Here is a 17,863-nt window from a genome sequence, read left to right on the forward strand (position 1 = left end):
AAGGCTAGTTATTTATTGTTGGCGAAAACCGGAGGATTGAACTAAACTCAAATTTTACTTTTATGAGAGGAATTTAGCTATGTCCGAAACCCATTTTTCTGAATCGTTAAACCTAAAATCTCACTGGATGCCATTCACTGCCAACCGTAGTTTCCAGCGCGATCCACGCCTCATCGTTGCTGCCGAAGGACATTGGCTAAAAGACGATAAAGGACGCCGGATTTACGACAGTCTGTCCGGTCTTTGGACCTGTGGAGCAGGGCATACCCGGACAGAAATTCAACAAGCTGTCGCTAACCAATTGAGCACCCTCGACTACTCGCCAGGCTTTCAGTTCGGTCATCCCTTGTCGTTTCAACTAGCAGAAAAAATTGCCAATTTAACACCAGGTGATCTCAATCACGTCTTTTTCACCAGTTCAGGTTCTGAGACTTTAGACACCTCAGTCAAAATGGCGCAAGCCTACTGGCGTGTGAAAGGCCAGCCCGAGAAAACCAAACTGATTGGCCGCGCACGTGGTTATCATGGCGTCAATATTGCAGGTACTAGTTTGGGGGGAATTGGTGGCAATCGCAAAATGTTCGGACAGTTGATGGACGTAGATCACTTATCCCATACGCTACAGGCCAATATGGCATTTACGCCAGGTATGGCAGAAACTGGCGGCGTGGAATTGGCTAACGAGATGCTCAAGTTGATCGAACTGCACGATGCCTCCAATATCGCGGCGGTCATTATTGAGCCTGTGGCCGGTTCCGCTGGTGCGATTATTCCGCCCAAAGGGTATCTACAGCGTCTGCGTGAAATTTGCGATCAACATGATATTTTGTTGATTTTTGACGAAGTTATTACCGGCTTTGGTCGTATGGGATGTTGGACCGCTGCTGAGTATTTTGATGTGACGCCAGATATTCTTAATTTTGCCAAACAAATCACCAATGGCGCCATTCCTCTGGGAGGCGTAGTGGCAAGCAGTGAAATTTATGAAGCCTTTATGTCTCAGCCGCTACCAGAACACCTTGTAGAGTTTAGTCATGGTTATACCTATTCGGCACATCCGGTAGCCTGTGCCGCCGGGTTGGCAACCTTGGATCTGCTGCACAAAGACCATCTTATCCAACGCTCTGCTGAACTTGCTCCTCATTTCGAAATGGCCCTTCATTCTCTCGGAAACTGTCCAAACGTGACTGACGTCCGCAACTGTGGCTTGGTAGGGGCAATTGAGTTGGCTGCCCGTGACGGTGATGCCGCTATACGTCCTTTTGATGCCAGCATGATGCTTTGGAAAGCCGGTTTTTACGTACGCTTTAGCGGCGATACGCTGCAATTCGGGCCGATGTTCAATGCTGAACGAGCCGATTTGGATCGTCTTTTTGACGCCGTTGGGGAAGTATTGCATTACATTGACTAAGGGAAGGGATGGAACATAGAAGGGTATCAATGTACCGTTATAGAAAGTCTATGTGATGAATAAGGATATTACAGACGGAAGACGTGACTTTATAACTGACACAATATTCAACGCTCACCTATTAAGTGAGCGTTACTATATTCATAAATACTATGATCATGGTATTTATGATTTCTATATTAATAATGCGAGAAATAATAATGATTCCGAACAACGAAAACGTCGTTCTTGAAGAACAAGATGTTTCCCTAATTGAAGCTGCAAAAGCTGCGATCATATCTCGATATAAACCGGATTGGCATGTTGTGGGTGCCGCCCTACGCCTGCGCTCTGGCGAAATTGTAACGGGCGTTCATCTTGAAGCAAATGTCGGTCGTATCGCAGTTTGCGCAGAAGCCATTGCGCTTGGGCGTGCTGTGACGGAGTACGGTTCTGCCGATATCGACACGATAGTAGCTGTTTATCATTCTCGTGACGGAGAAGTTAGTATCGTGTCCCCATGTGGTATGTGCCGAGAACTGATTTCTGACTATGCGCCACAGGCGATGGCGCTGATCCAAGACGAGAAACACAACTACGTGAAGTGTCCAATCATGAGTTTACTTCCTGCTAAGTATCAGCGAGATATAACAAATGAGCCGAAAACCTGAATAATGGGCCAACGGTGGTATTAACTATATGACCCTGAATATGACTCAATCCAATGTACAGCAAAAGGCAGAATTTCAGCCGCTGGTACAAGCAAAGTTTTTGCATTTCCGACAACAGATAGGCCGATAATTTCTGGGTAAGCTGAAATAAAATCAGTAACAATCGTTGCAAAATACCCTTCCGGTAAATTTTGCGAAACAGGTGCGACAGTATCAAACTCTTCAATCATCTCCCAAATTACCGAACCGTCTTTTAAGAAAGGTACAGGCATATAACGGATCTTCTTATTCGGTATATTGGCTAAATGTTCAGCATGATGTAATAAGCTCATGGTGTCGTAAGGAGCGCCAAGCATTAATATTTTGCCTTTTTGTTCCACTAATTTGGCGAAAGGAGAGTTATCGCCATAACCGTACTGCAAGGAATGATTATCCGTATACCATTTAGCTCTTTTGCCAATAGCTGAAACAGATGCGCCGGGATTACTGCTTCTCAATGAACCCGGAAACGTGCGGATAAATTCCGCTAATATCCCGTGGTCTGAGCTGGCTCGGCTAAATTTAGCATCAAAAGGGGTAATATCGACTTTGATTTTTTCAGATAAATATCCATTTTCATCTACAGCATCTTCATAATTCTGATTCCAATTAACATAGGACAGTAATGTTCCGCTTGAACCAATGGTTTCTAATATGGCAGCAATGACATCATCGGGGCCGTTTATACAAGTACCTAGATTACGTATACTCGCATGTACCATAACATCATCATTCTTATGTAATCCTAAATTGGATAGTTGTTGCTTCAATAGGTTTTTTGTCCAAAATCTATCATTGCCAATTGTTAACATGTATACACCTATAATATATATTCCGCATTTTTAATATGGGGAATTGAGCTCTTTCTTAATAATAAACCGTCAGTATTTTGGCATATTAACGGTTTTGTAAAATTTATCAAAGTTCCATTTCCAACATAATCTTGATATCTGTCGGATGCCCCTTTGCGGCTCGTTTCGTAAATTTGAACGTAACTGCTTCTGGGTGAATAACTCTTTCACGTAAATAACCATGTTATCGATACCATTTTTTGAACAGATATTAGATCAAAAATTGTTGCATTTATGTGATTGCTCATAATTTTAGTACTAAATTGTCAAAACTATTGGTATTGATCACGCAGGAGGCTTACCATATTGGGAGTGAAACGCTAATGTTTAATTCCCACGAACCCAGAGAAAATGAATTGCGCATCATTGACAAGTTGATAGGTACAATGTGGATGCCATCGTTTTATTTATAGGGTTATTAATTTAGTGCTAAATTTATAGAGAGTGGTTAATACCATATGAAAATATTAAATATTATAATTTTATCTATATCGACAGTCATGGCTTCTAATTCTTTAGCCAATGAGATTAGAGCAAGGGATTTAGGCATTCCTTTCTCTGGAGTCACCGGGAAATATAATGCGATTACAGATGTTAGTGGTGTAGAAGTTGGCTATTCAACCATAATAGAAGGCGATGGAAAGCTAGAGGTCGGAAAAGGCCCAATCAGAACAGGCGTGACAGCTATATTGCCAAGAGGGAAGAAATTTAGCCCGGTATTTTCTAGTACATTCTCTTTAAATGGAAATGGAGATATGACCGGCAATCAATGGGTCAAAGAAAGCGGTTTCCTGGAAACGCCAATATTAATAACCAATACTCACAGTGTTGGTGTTGTTAGAGACTCAACAATTAGCTGGATGATTGATAATAATCTAACATCACCACTAAAAGATGATTTATTTTGGTTATTACCTGTGGTTGCAGAAACGTGGGATGGAATATTGAATGATATAAACGGTATGCATGTAAAAAAAGAACATGTATATCATGCGCTGAATAGCGCTAAATCAGGAGCGATAGAAGAGGGTAATGTCGGCGGCGGAACGGGAATGAACCTTTTTAAGTTTAAAGGAGGCACAGGTACTTCATCAAGAATTCTAGATAAGAAAGATGGAGGATATACTGTTGGCGTTCTTGTTCAAGGCAACTTTGGCGATCGGGATGACTTGATTATTTCTGGGATTCCGGTTGGTAAGGAAATAAAGGATCTCAACCCGATATATCATGGAGATAAGAAAAAGATAAAGGATGCCGGCTCTATAATAGCAGTGGTAGCCACTGATGCGCCATTAGCGCCTCACCAATTAGAAAAAATAGCTAAAAGAGTATCTCTGGGGCTGGCAAAAGTAGGTGGGGTAGCCAGGAATACGAGCGGTGAGATATTTATTGCATTTTCGACCGCAAATAGTGATGCTTTCTCTAGAAAGGATATAAGAACAATAAAAATGCTAGCAAATGACAAACTAGATCCTCTGTATGAAGCAACAATAAATGCAACAGAAGAAGCAATAATTAATGCTATGATCGCCGCCAAAAAAATGGTTGGGAGAAATGGTAATACTTCGTTTTCTATTCCTAAAGATAGAGTTAAAGAGATATTAAGAAAACATAATGTCTTAGTATCACCTGAAATGTAATAGCTCAGACCCAATCTGACGCTTAGATTTAAAAACAAACGAGTTACCGACTTTGATGAAAGGTTCTAAATCTGAAATCGAAGTCGGTAACTACTTTAACATTTATTTCAGGATTTTTCGTAATGCCGTGGACATTTTCACATCCAGCAGCCGTTTTTCCTTTGAAAAATCTTCCGGGGGGAAGGTTATTGAATTTGCCTGCGCTAATTATGGGTAGCTTATCTCCTGATTTCTTTTACTCTGTTGGGTTATATGATGTTGCAACCACTGCGCATCACTTACCCGGATGGTTTTATACCGCATTTCCTTTATGCCTATTGATATTTTTGATCGTACACCTATTGTCGTATCCTTTATCCATCCTTTTCCCAATATCCTTTGCTCGTTATGAAAAACAGGGCTATAAGGACAGAATTGTTTTTGTACTATCGTTGTTTATCGGAGCGGTAACCCATATTGTCTGGGATGCATTCACACACGATAATGGTTTTTTTGTCGAACTAATTCCTCTATTACAGTTCCGCGTTTTTCATTCCATTACCAACGAGCAGGGGATAAGTATATATAAAATTCTACAGCATCTCAGTTCATTGTTAGGATTATTGTACCTGACCATAAAGTACTGGCGATATCAGAAAAAATTGACTCCTATTATTCAAAAAAAGAACAAAAGAAAACTTTACCATCTGATTATTATTGGATTTATCTCAGGTTTTTTAACATGCCCTGTAGCACTGTTTTTATCCTGGGAGGTATCTGGGATAAATATAAGCAAGTTTATTTTTAAGGAACTTACTCTATCTGTATCAGTCTTTTTTATTATTCTGGTATTTATTGCGTTATGGATAAGGCATCCTTCTTCGAAGGATAAATCTATTCAATAAGAATCTATTGGTATTTAGATAGATTGATTCAAACAACGTAGTCAATAAAGTAAAAAACATAATAAAAGCAAAAACCCCGTTATTTTCAACGGGGTTTATCAGTATTCTAAAAATCCTATAATAAGCAGATTTTCTGTGGAATTTTATATTTTTCTACCTTCATAGAGCGCAACATATCGCCCATTACCACAAGATTTAGAAGCTTTAAAATACCATTTATACCCACCTTCTTTAATTACATTAGAAAAAACGTTACTAGAATTAACAATAGATTTAACTCTTACCCCCTTTCCACTATCGTATCCTTCCGAAGCTCTACAGTATTCATATCCATCGAATGCCGATGCAGTCCCAATGCCTCCGATTAATGCTGTTGCTAATGCCCCAACTGTTAATAATTTCTTGAACATAAAACTCTCCTTAAATAGTTTCAGAATTTACATATTTTAAACGTATTATTTACCAAAATCATATGTGATAATGCATGCAAAATCTAAATCACCACATCGATGATATTACAATTTTAAAATTCAAAAACTGCTTATATTTTTAATCCTAAGTTGGATTAGATTGGAAACCTAACTTCCATTTATCATCATAGTACCAGAAATCAAAAATGGCAAATCTAATATATAATGACAATTTGTTTTTCTATAGTTTTCCATGAAACTATCTTGAATATCAGTATATTTAACTTCTTTGGAATTTATGATTTACCTCACATATTAATAGGGGTTGAAATCTATAAATGTAGCAATATAGGGGTATCTTGAATAATGGAAAGTGGGCACTGATAATTGAGACAAAAAGAAATGCGTTTATATTTTACTCACTCACGCTGGATGAATTTCCTGATAATAATGTCAACTATCCTGACTCTGGGTGCTCTTAATGTGATTAACAGAAAACATTTTCCCTCATTATTCTTTCGGAATAATTATGATAAAAAATTCTTTTTATAATTATTGCCTTCAAATGCTATATATATTAATTATAATATTCATGAACAAGTAATCTCATCGTAATTATGTGACTACCCAATAAAAACATTCATGATTCCCCAAAAACATCATTTTTATTTTTATAATAAATTCACTCTTTATATTTTCATATAAAAAATAAATTTACTTTAAAGGTTAATCATCAAACATAAGCCTCAAAAAAATACCCATCTTCAGACTCCTATTCCAATCTCCCCCGTATCCAAAATTTCGGCAACTAATGCTGTAACTGCCAGCACCAAAGAAGAACGCACCATTTGTTTATATCGGTACTTTTGTAAATCAATTAATTGCTGATCAATCACATCCTCTGGCTGGTCAAATCGCATCATTTCAGGTAAAACCCCCATGCAGTGCAGCATCCTGACTGGACCGAGGATTTCATCATCTGTAAATTCATAGCGCTGCTGTTCTTGTTGTAACGTTGCATTTAAAGCCAGAAAAAGTTCGATGTCTTCATAGATTTCACGGGAAATAGCGCCAAGCGCATAAACCAATTTAAGTCTGACTGCCAGTTCGCCCAGCGGGCCATCTCCCTGGAGGAGCGGTTCAACAGCATATTTCACGGCATAATCATCTTTACGGAAAACTTTTAGCATCAATTGGTCAATAGCTCCCGTTATCAGGTGGATCACTTCCTGAATAAATGGCTTAACCTCGGTTCGCTTGTTGAGCCGCTCGAGGAGCTGGTTTTCTGTTTTTTGTCTATTTTCCATGATGATTCTTCACTTCACAGCGACATTGTTCTCTGTAGCCATGAAGTGAGTTTTAACAGTTCATTAAGTGTAGAAATTGATTACCGTGTTCACCGAATAAGTGCCCCTAAGCGCTGATATTCACTGCATATACGCTCAATAATAGGAAACTGGACATCCAGTCGGCAAATACGGAGAACTGCCTGTCTTATACCTTCCTCGTTAATTATCCTTCTCATTTCTACCGCCTGCGGATCAGAATCACTCCTGAAATGCAAAGCCGCAGCAATGCCGGTAATCAGGTTGTCGTTCGCCGAATAATACGCCATAGTCCCTGATAACGGCTTAATTAACCTGTCCTCTGGGCTGAGTTTACGCATTGGCTGACGCCCGACGCGTTCTACATCATCCTGTAAATAAGGGTTAGCAAAGCGATTCAGTATCTTTTCTATATATTGCGCATGGTTATCAGGGGAAAAACTGTAACGCCTTATTAACACTCGTCCGCTTTCTTCCATTGCTCCTTTAACAATGGTACGAATCTGAGGATCATTAATTGCTGCGCAAATCGTCTTATGACCGAAGAGTTGTCCCAAATAAGCCGTGATAGCATGACCAGTATTGAGGGTAAACAGTTTACGCTCCACGAATGCCATCAAGTTATCGGTCAGTTCCATGCCGTTGATAGCCGGGATTTCTCCTTTAAATTGTGTCCGGTCAACAATCCACTCACTGAATGTTTCAACGGTGACATCCAAAGACTCATCGTTAGCAGCATCTGTCGGCGGCACAATTCTGTCTACGGCTGAATCCACAAAACCGATATGCAGTTGTACCCATTTATGATCTGCCTGTGGAATAACTGCCAGCACATGCTGTTTCAACAGGCTGGTTCCGCGAACCATATTTTCACAGGCAATAATGTTCAGAGGTCGGTCATTACCTGTTTCTTTGCGCAACATGATGCCTTTTGCCAATGTTGTGGCGATCTTCTCCAATACCTGCGGGCCGACGGCGGTTGTCACCATGTCAGCCCGTGCAATGTATTCCACGGTTTTCGGATCAGTGCTATTGATGGCATTAACTTGTCGCACGCTTTCAACGCGATGTTCTTTGCCCACAATATGAACCTGATAGCACTGCTTATGTGCCAACTGGTCAACCAGCGGCTGGTCGATATCAGCAAATGTCATATCTGAATTAGCATCAGCCAAGAGTTTACCGATAAAACCTCGACCAATATTACCGGCGCCAAAATGAATCACTTTCATGATTAACCTCTCTGCTTAAACTGCACTTTCCCTGATAAGATTTCCAGCGCTTCCTGAACACTTTGCGTTTTGCTCAGGCGCTCAATCACACCGTCTTCGTCGAGCGTGCGGGTAATGTGGGCAATGACTTCAATATGCTCATTGCTACGAGCAGCAATACCTATCACCAGACAGGCGATTTCGTCAGGTTCTTCGCCAAATTGAACACCGGCCGGATACTGACAAATTACGATACCTGTTTTAAGCACCTGATCTTTCGCGTCAATCGTGCCGTGAGGAACGGCGATAGATTCCCCCAGATAGGTAGACGTTAGCTTTTCTCTTGCCAGCATCGCATCCACATAGTCCGGTTCGACATAACCGCCTTCCACCATCTTGTTGCCAGCAAAACGGATCGCTTCTTCTTTGGTCTGTGCAGTCAGGTTGAGGTAAATATGATTCTCATTCAGTGTAAATAGCGGCTCCTCCTGATTTTCGGGGTCATAATATTCATCGTTGGCAGCAGCGATTGTTTGGACCATCCGGCCATCGTTTGCCGCATTCGGGTGCTTTTCTGCCATCAGGCGGGTAACAAGGTCGCTGTAGACCTGACTGTTCAGAAAATGGGCCAGTGAGATATGAATGGCGCCCGGCGCAAAGATTTTCGCCCTGTCGGTCAAATCCCGGTGCGTTACCACGATATCCACATCATCTTTCAGATCGTTTATCGCCATGTTGGTAACAAAAACGTCAGCCAACCCCACATCATGTACTTTTTTCGCTAGTAAGCCCGCACCCATAGCGCTTGACCCCATACCTGCGTCACAGGCAACCACAATTTTTTTCACGTGGGATAAATTTTTATTATGGTTGTCTGCCAGAACGGCTTCCCTCTGTTTATTCGCCAAGTTGGGCGCTTTCATCCCACGTACTCGCTGAGTCGTATGGCTCAAAGCGTCTTCATCACCGATGCGGGTTCTCTTCAACAAAATGGCTGACACCAGAAATGAGACCAATGTTGCACTACACACTGAAAGAACCACGCCAATAAGAGAAGATTTCGGCGTCATCAGCAGTACAGCAAAGATGGAGCCAGGAGATGTCGGAGCAATCAGTCCAGCATGGAATACCCCCATGACGAAAACTCCTGTCATGCCACCAAGGATCAATGCAATCAGCAAACGAGGATTCATTAATACATACGGGAAATAGATTTCATGAATACCGCCAAGGAAATGAATGATGGCCGCCCCGGAAGCAGTGTGTTGGGCATTCCCTCGACCAAAGAACATGTAAGCCAGCAAAACACCTAACCCCGGCCCTGGATTTGCTTCAATAAAGAAGAAGATAGAAGCTCCCGTTTCAGTTGCCTGATGAATCCCCAAGGGAGAGAAAATACCGTGGTTGATTGCATTGTTGAGGAACAGGATTTTTGCTGGTTCGACAACGATAGACGTCAGCGGCAGCAGATTATATGTGACTATCACATTCACACCGGCAGCCAGAACTTTTGATATCTCAGCGATCAGAGGACCGATTGCCAGATAGGCAAGTATTGCAAGGAGGCCCCCGATAATGCCTGATGAAAAGTTATTCAGCAGCATTTCAAAACCGCTTTTGACTTTACCTTCCACCCGGCGGTCAAAATGACGGATGGCAAAACCCCCTAATGGGCCAGCGATCATAGCGCCCATAAACATAGGGATATCTGCGCCGGCAATGACCCCAATGGTTGTGATAGCGCCAACGGTACCACCGCGCTCGCCACCGACCAGTCGGCCTCCTGTATAGCCGATTAGCAAGGGGAGTAGATAAGTGATCATAGGGCTGACAAGTCGCGCCAGCGTTTCATTTGGGTACCAGCCAGTCGGGATGAATAGGGCAGAGAGAAGCCCCCACGCAATAAAAGCACTTAGATTGGGCATAACCATATTACTGAGAAAGCGCCCAAAATTCTGTACCTTTAATTTGATATTTGATGTTACCATGACAAAACCTCGTGGTACGAGAAAGATAAGGTTTGGTAGACGTTATCGCCAAATAACGCCTGTTGATTGTTGAACACCTTCACTTTATCACGCCTTTTTTCGGATGCGTACCACGGGTTTTTTTGTGATTAATATCACCAACTATCTCTTCTTCATCCCTTATTTATATCGCTCAGATCACATTTTACTCATTCAGAAAAATTAATCCGATCAAATATTAATCTATAAATAAAAATAACGTGAACTAAATCACTTTTTATTTAGTGGGCATTTTTCTTAAATAGAGAATTAGATCACAAAATATCTTTATCCAAAATCAGAAGGGTAGCGATGACCCTGTGGGATCACCTCTTTCGTTCCAGCCAGTAGCAATTAGAGCAGTCGTGACGGTAACAAAGCGTGGTGTATTAGGAGGATCATTTTAATGATAATGTATTCCACAAAGGAAAAATTTTTAGAGGAAGAACTGGACGCAAACCTGGCAATCAAGATAATACTTAACCTATTATTTACCCTAACATAGGGCATATTTGAGCCGCATAATGCTGAAAAGGCAAAATTATGAAACCAGTAACCAACAATAATTTCTTAAGAAAAATTAATATAAAAGGCTACAAATCTATCTTAGAATGTGATTTACAAATGGGATGTCTAAATGTACTCATTGGTGCCAATGGTGCTGGGAAATCCAATTTCATCAGTTTTTTTCGCCTAATCGCCGTTGTACTTGATCATCGTTTACAATCTCTTGTTGGCAAAATGGGCGGCCCCGACACATTATTGCATTTTGGTCGTAAAAAAACTGAGTCTATAAGCGCTGAGCTTTATTTTGGTCACAATGGTTATAAGTTTGAACTGGAACCCACAAATGATAACCGTATGATGTTCCAACATGAATCACTCTTTTTGGACACCAAAGGGGATTATAATATTGGTGCTGGACACTTTGAATCTCAGATCGTTCAGCATCATAACATTGAGGATTACGCATTACTTACTATGCTCCGATGGAGGGTTTACCATTTCCATGATACGAGTGATAATGCCAGAGTTAAACAAACTCATCGTATTAATGATAATGACTATTTACGGGAAGATGGCGCTAATTTAGCGGCATTCTTATATCGTCTGCAAAAAAATCATATTCTGCACTACAAACGCATTGTCAAAACCGTTCAAATGGTTGCACCATTTTTTGGTGATTTTTACTTGCGGCCCACCCCGGATAATACTGATTACATTCAACTCGAATGGACAGAGAAAGAGCAGGATATTCCCTTTAAAGCGAGTGAATTGTCCGATGGTACTTTACGATTTATTTTATTGACTACCGTGTTACTGCAACCCGAAGACTATATGCCAAGTTCAATTATTATTGATGAACCAGAGCTTGGACTCCACCCCTATGCTATTAATGTACTGGCTGGTTTGATCAAAAACGCCAGCAGTAAGCACCAACTGATTATTTCTACCCAGTCAGTCGAACTGGTTAATCAATTTGATGCTGATGATTTGATTATCGTTGACAAACAACAAGGGGCATCTACCTTTAAGCGTCTGAATAGTGACTTTCTTTCTGAATGGCTTGAAGACTATAGCCTTGGTGAATTATGGAAGAAAAACTTACTCGGCGGGAGGCCACAGCGATGATCCGTATCAATGTTTTTGTAGAAGGGCAAACGGAGGAAACTTTTGTGCGGGATGTGTTAGCTCCCTATTTTGTAGCACAGCAAATCTATCTGACGCCAATATTAGCTCAGACGAGTACCAGTCAGAAAGGCGGTATTACAAGTTACGGTAAGGTAAAATATCAAATTACTCGCTTATGTCGACAAGATCCCAGTGCATTCGTCACAACATTAATTGACTACTATGGCTTGCCTACTAATTTCCCTGATTATAATGAACAACAGGATAATGCAGCTAACGAACGGGTAGTTAAGCTAGAGCAAGCTTTCGCTAATGATATTGGGCAAACTAATTTTATTCCCAACCTGTTATTACATGAATTTGAAGCACTGTTGTTTTGCCAACCTGAAAAATTTGCGGATTGGCTTGATGACAACGCCCCCATTTCAGCATTACAAACCATCAAAGCTCAAACTTAAAAGCTGCGCCAAAATTGAGACATGGGGGGAGGGAGCCTCACACAGATTTCCGATACCCAAACAATATTTAACATAATATACATTAGGCGAACTATGATTGTAGCACCAATTGTTGGTGACTATGTCAGAGATTCAAATTCAGATAAAGAATCAAATCGATTGCGGTGTGCTACATAGCTTGCCCCCTCATTAACCGACGGATTAGAGGTGTTGTAATAGATGCTTAGCACCAATCTGAATACCAAACAGCGTAAGTACGTCGTAGCATTGTTCGGTGGTTAATCGACGCTCCTGACAGTATTGCTGACACTGAACAATATCCAGAGAAGACGAGGGTTGCAACGGCGAGAAAACAATACTCCCGGCAGTAAAATAACCTGAATACCGACTATCTGCTTCTTCACTCTTTTCTGTGCCTAAAGTAACATCAAAACTAAAAAACTGTCCTTTTTCAGACCAAGGCTCTGGTTTAATATTCACCGTCAGAGTCAATGCCTGTTCTGTTTCTGCCATGATGATCGGCTTCGCCCAACCAATGTTGCGCAAACTCAGCTGATTTGTTGCAAATGGGATATCCGCGCTTTCTATCTTGTTTGACAGCAACAGTATGACTGCATATCGTACAAACTCAAGATGAACCACACCGGGAAGAACCGTTTGCCCATTGACTATATGCTCACGTAAGTAGTGCTCAGTAGCGTTAACACGAAATTGATAGGATTTCTGTTCATCATTCAATTTAAATGGCGTAGTCAGCCCATCAGAGGAAGAGGAAAATGGCGGGCGATGGACAGCCCCTAAAAATGCACGAACTGGCAAACCTGACAGACGACGTGGATGCGTATTTCCCCATAAGAGTGACCAGTCAGGTTCTTCACCTTTTAACCAACGAAGCGCTAACTCAGCGAGCTCCCGATCTGTCAGGAATAGAGATATTGATTGTTGCGTCTGTAATACCGATCTTAACGTCTCTTCCTGCCGGGGTTCCTCTACATTCTGAATACAGATATCGCCATTAAGTACGCTATCTAGTTGTAATATCAGCTCAGGTAAATAAGATACGCCCAACATTACCCGATATTGTCGCGCTTCACGGGATTGCAACGTGAATGCTAAACGCGCTAAATCAACATCCTGTTTCTGTAAATACCGTTTTATCTGAACAACATAATCGTGTAACGATGCCTCCGAGTGCGACGACAACGGTATTAATACTGGCATGGTTGTTCGCTTAGCGCCGGTATTTTTCTGCCCGATAAACTCCTTAACGACGACGTGTGTGTTATATCCCCCTCCGGCAAATGAATTGATACCGGCAATCCTGGGTAATGAATATCCTTCCCGTGTGGAAGATTCCCATTTTCTATTCTGACGATTCAGATATAGCCCGGAACCCTCTATCCCCAAACTGTCATCAATCTCGCTTAGTCCCTGAATCCCGATAATTGTCTGATGACGCAGTTGCAGCAAAACTTTCACCAGCGCCACCAGCCCGGAAACAGCCTCCGTGTGCCCAATAGCGCCTTTTACGGTGGATAAATGGATATGTTGATCAGGCCGAAAAACTTTTTTTAAGGCGGTGATTTCAGTGAAATCGCCGGCTCTGACGCCGGATGCATTACACTCAATAACGGAGAAATCATCTGCCGATACCCCCGCATTTTGCCAGGCTTTAATGAGGGTTTTAGCCTGCTGTTCAACATTGGCGGAAATAAGTGAAAATGTTCTTCCGCTATTATTTGCCGCTCCACCGGCAATAATGGCATAGACATCATCGCCATCTTGTTGCGCTTTTAACAGCGATTTAAGCACCACAGAGACCACCGCTTCTCCCCTGAGCTGTCCTTTGCTTCGCCGACTGAACAATTCAGGCGCTGCCGTCGGCGATAGAATTCCTTCTTCACGGGCAATAAAACCGTAAGGATGCAGGAAAAGACTGGTCGCACTGACAATAGCCTGATCCATCTGCCCTGAGCGAATCAAATCATACGCTCCAAGCAATGCAGTGAGACCTCCCGTACATTCGGTATTAACAAATTGGGTGGGGCCCTGAATATCAAGAAATTGGGCTATCCGGCCTGATGACATCGCAGGTTCATTACCCGCCCAATAATAGAAGTTTTCCTCTACTTTATTGTCCCTCAACAGCTTTTCATAGTCACCAGACAAGGTTGAAACGAAAAGAGCTGTACGATCTCCACTCATATCTTGGTTTGTGTGACCACTGTCTTCAATGCTTTGAACAATGACTTCAAGCAGTAGGCGATGCTGAGGGTCCATGTACTGTGCGACTGCGGGTGGAATCTGGAAATATTGTTCATCAAACCGGAAAATATCATTAATAAACCCGGCGAAACGAATTATCGTTCCCACAGACAACCTTGGACGCTCCTCAGGAAATACAGAGAAACCCAGCTTTCCTGCAAGGAGGTTTTCCCAGAATTGAGCTACAGAATCAGCCTGCGGAAAGCGCCCCGCTATCCCAACAACCGCAACTTGCTCATTCTGAACAGATCTTGCTGACGACTGGATCGTTACCTCTGAACTATTTTTCTGCCGGCGTGTTGTCTCTAATCGCGGTCTGTGCCCCGAAAAAGCTGTTTCAGACGCGTTTCATGTTGAGAAAAATCAAGTCCCAGGAAAAACAGATAGTTCTCAGGATAAGTTTGAATTTTCGTAATATAACGATCGTCCATCTCCAGCTTCAATGTACATAACATGCCGTTCAAGCCGGATAAAACAAAGGGAGATGCCTGCGTTAACCCTATTCTGACAAATAAGGTTAGAGAATTCCTGTCGCGAATAAACAACTCATCAAATAGTGCTACCCCTCCCTCCCCGATCGCCGTCCGTAATGCATAAATAAAACTTTTCCACTCAGCAATTCCATATCCTTTTATATCGCCATTATGAAATATCAGCTCCGGGTGTAGCAGATTGTTAATTCGGCGTAACGCACCATGACCAAAGACACAATTAACAAGCTGTTGAGCCCATTTACTCATCTGCACAGACTGTTCATCGCAGTTTGTATGCAAACGTTCATTTTCTTTAACCAGCAAACGGTGCTGCCAGGGAGGATAATCCAGACGCTCTTCAGAGAAAGGGCTACCAAGCAGAAAAAGAAAGTTCTGTGCTTGTTGCCATAGCTCAACGATTTTGCCGTCACGGATACGCATTGCGACCTGACAAAAATTAGAGTATTCCCCACCAGAAATAACATCATCATGCCAGCAATCCGCTTTCCAACGGTGCAAGAGATGCAGGGTATCATCCTGAACAATAACGCTTTCCGGGATCAGTTTTAAATTGGATATGTTTTGCCTTACAGAATGAATAAACTCCTGAAACGCCTGAGCGCTTTTCAACTCATTACCCTGCATATGACAAACACAGGTTTGAGCGAACAGATTATTAAAGACGTCAGAAGATAATTCATCTTCCCATGCCTCTTTCAACCCCAGAACAAACTCCATGTACGGATGTTGCAGCAACCAAGTTGTTTTATCGATCATAGAAATGCCACCCATCACATAATCATATGAATAATTGGGGTTTGTCTTGTCTTACTTTGCTATCTTTTAAGTAAGGCAGTCGTACCTGATGCCCCATTGACTTCAACTGCATGAGTTTCTGAAATATCAAATCGGTCTGTTGTTGACGATCTTCGGGGCGTGCATGTGTTGCTATCTGTCTAAGAAAATCGAAGTACTCCTTGTCAATGGCGACATTCTCCTGCCAGAGTTCACGTGCAACCTTTCCGCTGGTTTGACCATCTATCTCACCGAGCAAGAAGAAAGAACTGATTCGGTTTCTTGCCTGTTCAACAACGCCGCTTAGAAACTTAAGCGCATCCACTGCACCAATATTCGATTCCATGAAGGTGTCATAAATAGTCTGTGTTTTCGCAAAACCACGGACATGGGTGGAGTAATATTCACCATAGATTCCCGGTGATTGAATGATTTTTGACGCAATAGAGGACATAAAGGTCGCGATACTTAAATTTGAGCCGGAAGTAAACCACGTACTGGTTCCACTCCCGCCGACCAGCGCCCAGTTTTCTCCGGTAAATCGTTCATACATGAAATGTTGTGTCGGGAGACTGACGATTTCCCGGCGACATGTGAAATGTTTTGAATAATCTAATCCCCGTCTCTTATAAGCTTTCGTCAGCAAAGCAATAATTTCTTCTGCCGTGCGATCACGAATATCTTCAGGCAACATACTGATGCCAACTGATATATAACTGCCCATCGGTATCAGCCAGGAAACCCCTTTTAACTGATCAAACTCTTCATCCGCACTCAGCAACGATGTCGCATGGACCCAAGGAAGTGCCTCTGAGTCACAAAGCTTGCTTCCCGCTTTTTGATAATAGTGGGTAAAAATCACTTCCCGGAGATTATCAAGATCGATGTATGGGAGCCCGATTTTACGGCCTAATAAACGGATGTGGTTAGTACAATCCCATACATAAGCGGGTTGAATAATCTGTCCGTCTGACAATTGAAGTAATGAAATCCTGTCACTGTCCTCAGAATATTCAACATGTTCAACTAATGTTTCAATCCAGATACATTCAGGAGCCGCAATAACTTCATCGTAAATAGCCTTATCAAATCCAAGCCTGTCAATATGAATAAAATGCTTCGGAATATCTTCTTCCATGAAAAGCGAAGCCAGCGATTCGAAAAAGTGGAATCGCAGCCCGGCGACTAATTCTCCCATAAAAAATGGCGTGAACTCTTTGGAATAAAAATAGCGGGACAGCTTTTTAAAACGCCGGGCAAATTCAATACTCACAACTTCAGTCATAGATTCACCGAGTTTTGGCGTATCACCGATTTCCGGCTTACCTACTACGATATGCGGGATCTTATCCTGAATAAGCTGATGGCTGATTAGCATACTTGCGATGCCGCCGCCAATAATGACAGGAAGATGTTGTTTGGTATCTCGACTCATTCCCTCCATATAAGCGACATCTACCATATTTTTGAGGCAACAAGCACTTTGACCGGCGTTTTCATCCTCCTGAAAAACATTCTCTTTTTTCTCTATTAACGCGACCGAGGATGAAGCAGTAAGAAATTGTTTAACTGCTGGCATCTGATAGGTAATGAGATAATCGGCAAATTTATCCAGCGTTGTGAACTCAAACAACACGCCGGGATGTATCTCTTCATCCAGAATATAGGAAATCTTATCTGTAAAGGTGACCAGCAATTTAGAATCAAATCCCAGATCCTGAATATGTGCTTCAGCGCTAATATCACCGTTACGCTGTAACACTTCTTTCACTATTGTTTTCAGTGATTCCAGTAACACATTCTTCTCATTCAT

At 41.9% G+C, this 17,863-nt stretch carries 13 protein-coding genes and 1 pseudogene; 6 read left to right on the forward strand and 8 right to left on the reverse strand.

Going from position 1 to position 17,863, the window contains the following annotated elements:
- Window positions 1-79: 79 nt before the first annotated feature.
- Window positions 80-1,411 (forward strand): aspartate aminotransferase family protein, encoded by a 1,332-nt coding sequence (locus TI10_RS02545; protein WP_049581600.1) that lies wholly within the window; start codon window positions 80-82, stop codon window positions 1,409-1,411.
- Between the two features lie 200 nt (window positions 1,412-1,611).
- Entirely contained in the window at window positions 1,612-2,061 is a 450-nt protein-coding gene (locus tag TI10_RS02550; RefSeq protein ID WP_049582144.1) for a cytidine deaminase, read from the forward strand.
- Window positions 2,062-2,081: 20 nt separating this feature from the next.
- Here the strand turns inward: TI10_RS02550 and aac(3) are convergent, their stop codons facing one another.
- Window positions 2,082-2,912 (reverse strand): aminoglycoside 3-N-acetyltransferase, encoded by an 831-nt coding sequence (gene aac(3) / locus TI10_RS02555; RefSeq protein WP_049581601.1) that lies wholly within the window; start codon window positions 2,910-2,912, stop codon window positions 2,082-2,084.
- 497 nt (window positions 2,913-3,409) lie between these two features.
- Between aac(3) and TI10_RS02560 the strand changes: the two genes are divergently transcribed.
- Together TI10_RS02560 and TI10_RS02565 are read left to right on the forward strand one after the other, a co-directional pair.
- Window positions 3,410-4,591 carry a DmpA family aminopeptidase gene (locus tag TI10_RS02560; RefSeq protein ID WP_049581602.1) on the forward strand — a complete coding sequence of 394 codons (1,182 nt, stop codon included), beginning with the start codon at window positions 3,410-3,412 and terminating at the stop codon, window positions 4,589-4,591.
- A gap of 122 nt (window positions 4,592-4,713) precedes the next feature.
- Window positions 4,714-5,475 carry a DUF4184 family protein gene (locus tag TI10_RS02565; protein ID WP_049581603.1) on the forward strand — a complete coding sequence of 254 codons (762 nt, stop codon included), beginning with the start codon at window positions 4,714-4,716 and terminating at the stop codon, window positions 5,473-5,475.
- Between the two features lie 143 nt (window positions 5,476-5,618).
- Here the strand turns inward: TI10_RS02565 and TI10_RS02570 are convergent, their stop codons facing one another.
- The 4 genes from TI10_RS02570 to TI10_RS02585 all read right to left on the reverse strand — a co-directional run bounded on the left by TI10_RS02570 (window position 5,619) and on the right by TI10_RS02585 (window position 10,409).
- A complete protein-coding gene (locus tag TI10_RS02570; RefSeq protein ID WP_049581604.1) occupies window positions 5,619-5,885 on the reverse strand; it encodes an LCI fold-containing protein in 267 nt (88 codons plus the stop codon).
- A 764-nt stretch (window positions 5,886-6,649) separates the two neighbouring features.
- Window positions 6,650-7,192: an MltR family transcriptional regulator gene (locus TI10_RS02575; RefSeq protein WP_049581605.1), complete on the reverse strand. Its 543-nt coding sequence runs from the start codon at window positions 7,190-7,192 to the stop codon at window positions 6,650-6,652.
- 89 nt (window positions 7,193-7,281) lie between these two features.
- Window positions 7,282-8,442, reverse strand: a complete 1,161-nt coding sequence (locus tag TI10_RS02580; protein WP_049581606.1) for a mannitol-1-phosphate 5-dehydrogenase — start codon at window positions 8,440-8,442, stop codon at window positions 7,282-7,284.
- A 2-nt stretch (window positions 8,443-8,444) separates the two neighbouring features.
- On the reverse strand, window positions 8,445-10,409 hold the full coding sequence (locus TI10_RS02585; RefSeq protein WP_049581607.1) for a PTS mannitol transporter subunit IICBA: 1,965 nt from the start codon (window positions 10,407-10,409) through the stop codon (window positions 8,445-8,447).
- A 561-nt stretch (window positions 10,410-10,970) separates the two neighbouring features.
- Between TI10_RS02585 and TI10_RS02590 the strand changes: the two genes are divergently transcribed.
- Both TI10_RS02590 and TI10_RS02595 read left to right on the forward strand, forming a co-directional pair.
- Window positions 10,971-12,059: an AAA family ATPase gene (locus TI10_RS02590; protein WP_049581608.1), complete on the forward strand. Its 1,089-nt coding sequence runs from the start codon at window positions 10,971-10,973 to the stop codon at window positions 12,057-12,059.
- Window positions 12,056-12,511, forward strand: a pseudogene (locus tag TI10_RS02595) (DUF4276 family protein); the annotation flags it as partial. The gene TI10_RS02590 and the pseudogene TI10_RS02595, both read left to right, overlap by 4 nt.
- Before the next feature lie 207 nt (window positions 12,512-12,718).
- Here TI10_RS02595 and TI10_RS02600 read toward each other — a convergent pair.
- The 3 genes from TI10_RS02600 to TI10_RS02610 are packed head-to-tail and all read right to left on the reverse strand — an operon-like array spanning window position 12,719 to window position 17,863.
- On the reverse strand, window positions 12,719-15,049 hold the full coding sequence (locus TI10_RS02600) for a beta-ketoacyl synthase N-terminal-like domain-containing protein (protein ID WP_279615313.1): 2,331 nt from the start codon (window positions 15,047-15,049) through the stop codon (window positions 12,719-12,721).
- Between the two features lie 38 nt (window positions 15,050-15,087).
- Window positions 15,088-16,032 (reverse strand): nuclear transport factor 2 family protein, encoded by a 945-nt coding sequence (locus tag TI10_RS02605; protein ID WP_162202216.1) that lies wholly within the window; start codon window positions 16,030-16,032, stop codon window positions 15,088-15,090.
- Between the two features lie 22 nt (window positions 16,033-16,054).
- Window positions 16,055-17,863, reverse strand: coding sequence for a phosphopantetheine-binding protein (locus TI10_RS02610; protein ID WP_049581611.1), 1,809 nt, complete (start codon window positions 17,861-17,863; stop codon window positions 16,055-16,057).

This window comes from Photorhabdus luminescens subsp. luminescens (genome assembly GCF_001083805.1).
Lineage (GTDB): Bacteria > Pseudomonadota > Gammaproteobacteria > Enterobacterales > Enterobacteriaceae > Photorhabdus > Photorhabdus luminescens.

Excerpts from the sequence above, each read along its gene's own strand:
- TI10_RS02545 (WP_049581600.1), top strand. The coding sequence starts at position 80 with ATGTCCGAAACCCATTTTTCTGAATCGTTAAACCTAAAATCTCACTGG.
- TI10_RS02565 (WP_049581603.1), top strand. The coding sequence starts at position 4,714 with ATGCCGTGGACATTTTCACATCCAGCAGCCGTTTTTCCTTTGAAAAAT.
- TI10_RS02560 (WP_049581602.1), top strand. The coding sequence starts at position 3,410 with ATGAAAATATTAAATATTATAATTTTATCTATATCGACAGTCATGGCT.
- TI10_RS02575 (WP_049581605.1), bottom strand. The coding sequence starts at position 7,192 with ATGGAAAATAGACAAAAAACAGAAAACCAGCTCCTCGAGCGGCTCAAC.
- TI10_RS02585 (WP_049581607.1), bottom strand. The coding sequence starts at position 10,409 with ATGGTAACATCAAATATCAAATTAAAGGTACAGAATTTTGGGCGCTTT.
- TI10_RS02610 (WP_049581611.1), bottom strand. The coding sequence starts at position 17,863 with ATGAATGAGAAGAATGTGTTACTGGAATCACTGAAAACAATAGTGAAA.
- TI10_RS02605 (WP_162202216.1), bottom strand. The coding sequence starts at position 16,032 with ATGATCGATAAAACAACTTGGTTGCTGCAACATCCGTACATGGAGTTT.
- TI10_RS02580 (WP_049581606.1), bottom strand. The coding sequence starts at position 8,442 with ATGAAAGTGATTCATTTTGGCGCCGGTAATATTGGTCGAGGTTTTATC.
- TI10_RS02550 (WP_049582144.1), top strand. The coding sequence starts at position 1,612 with ATGATTCCGAACAACGAAAACGTCGTTCTTGAAGAACAAGATGTTTCC.
- TI10_RS02570 (WP_049581604.1), bottom strand. The coding sequence starts at position 5,885 with ATGTTCAAGAAATTATTAACAGTTGGGGCATTAGCAACAGCATTAATC.
- TI10_RS02590 (WP_049581608.1), top strand. The coding sequence starts at position 10,971 with ATGAAACCAGTAACCAACAATAATTTCTTAAGAAAAATTAATATAAAA.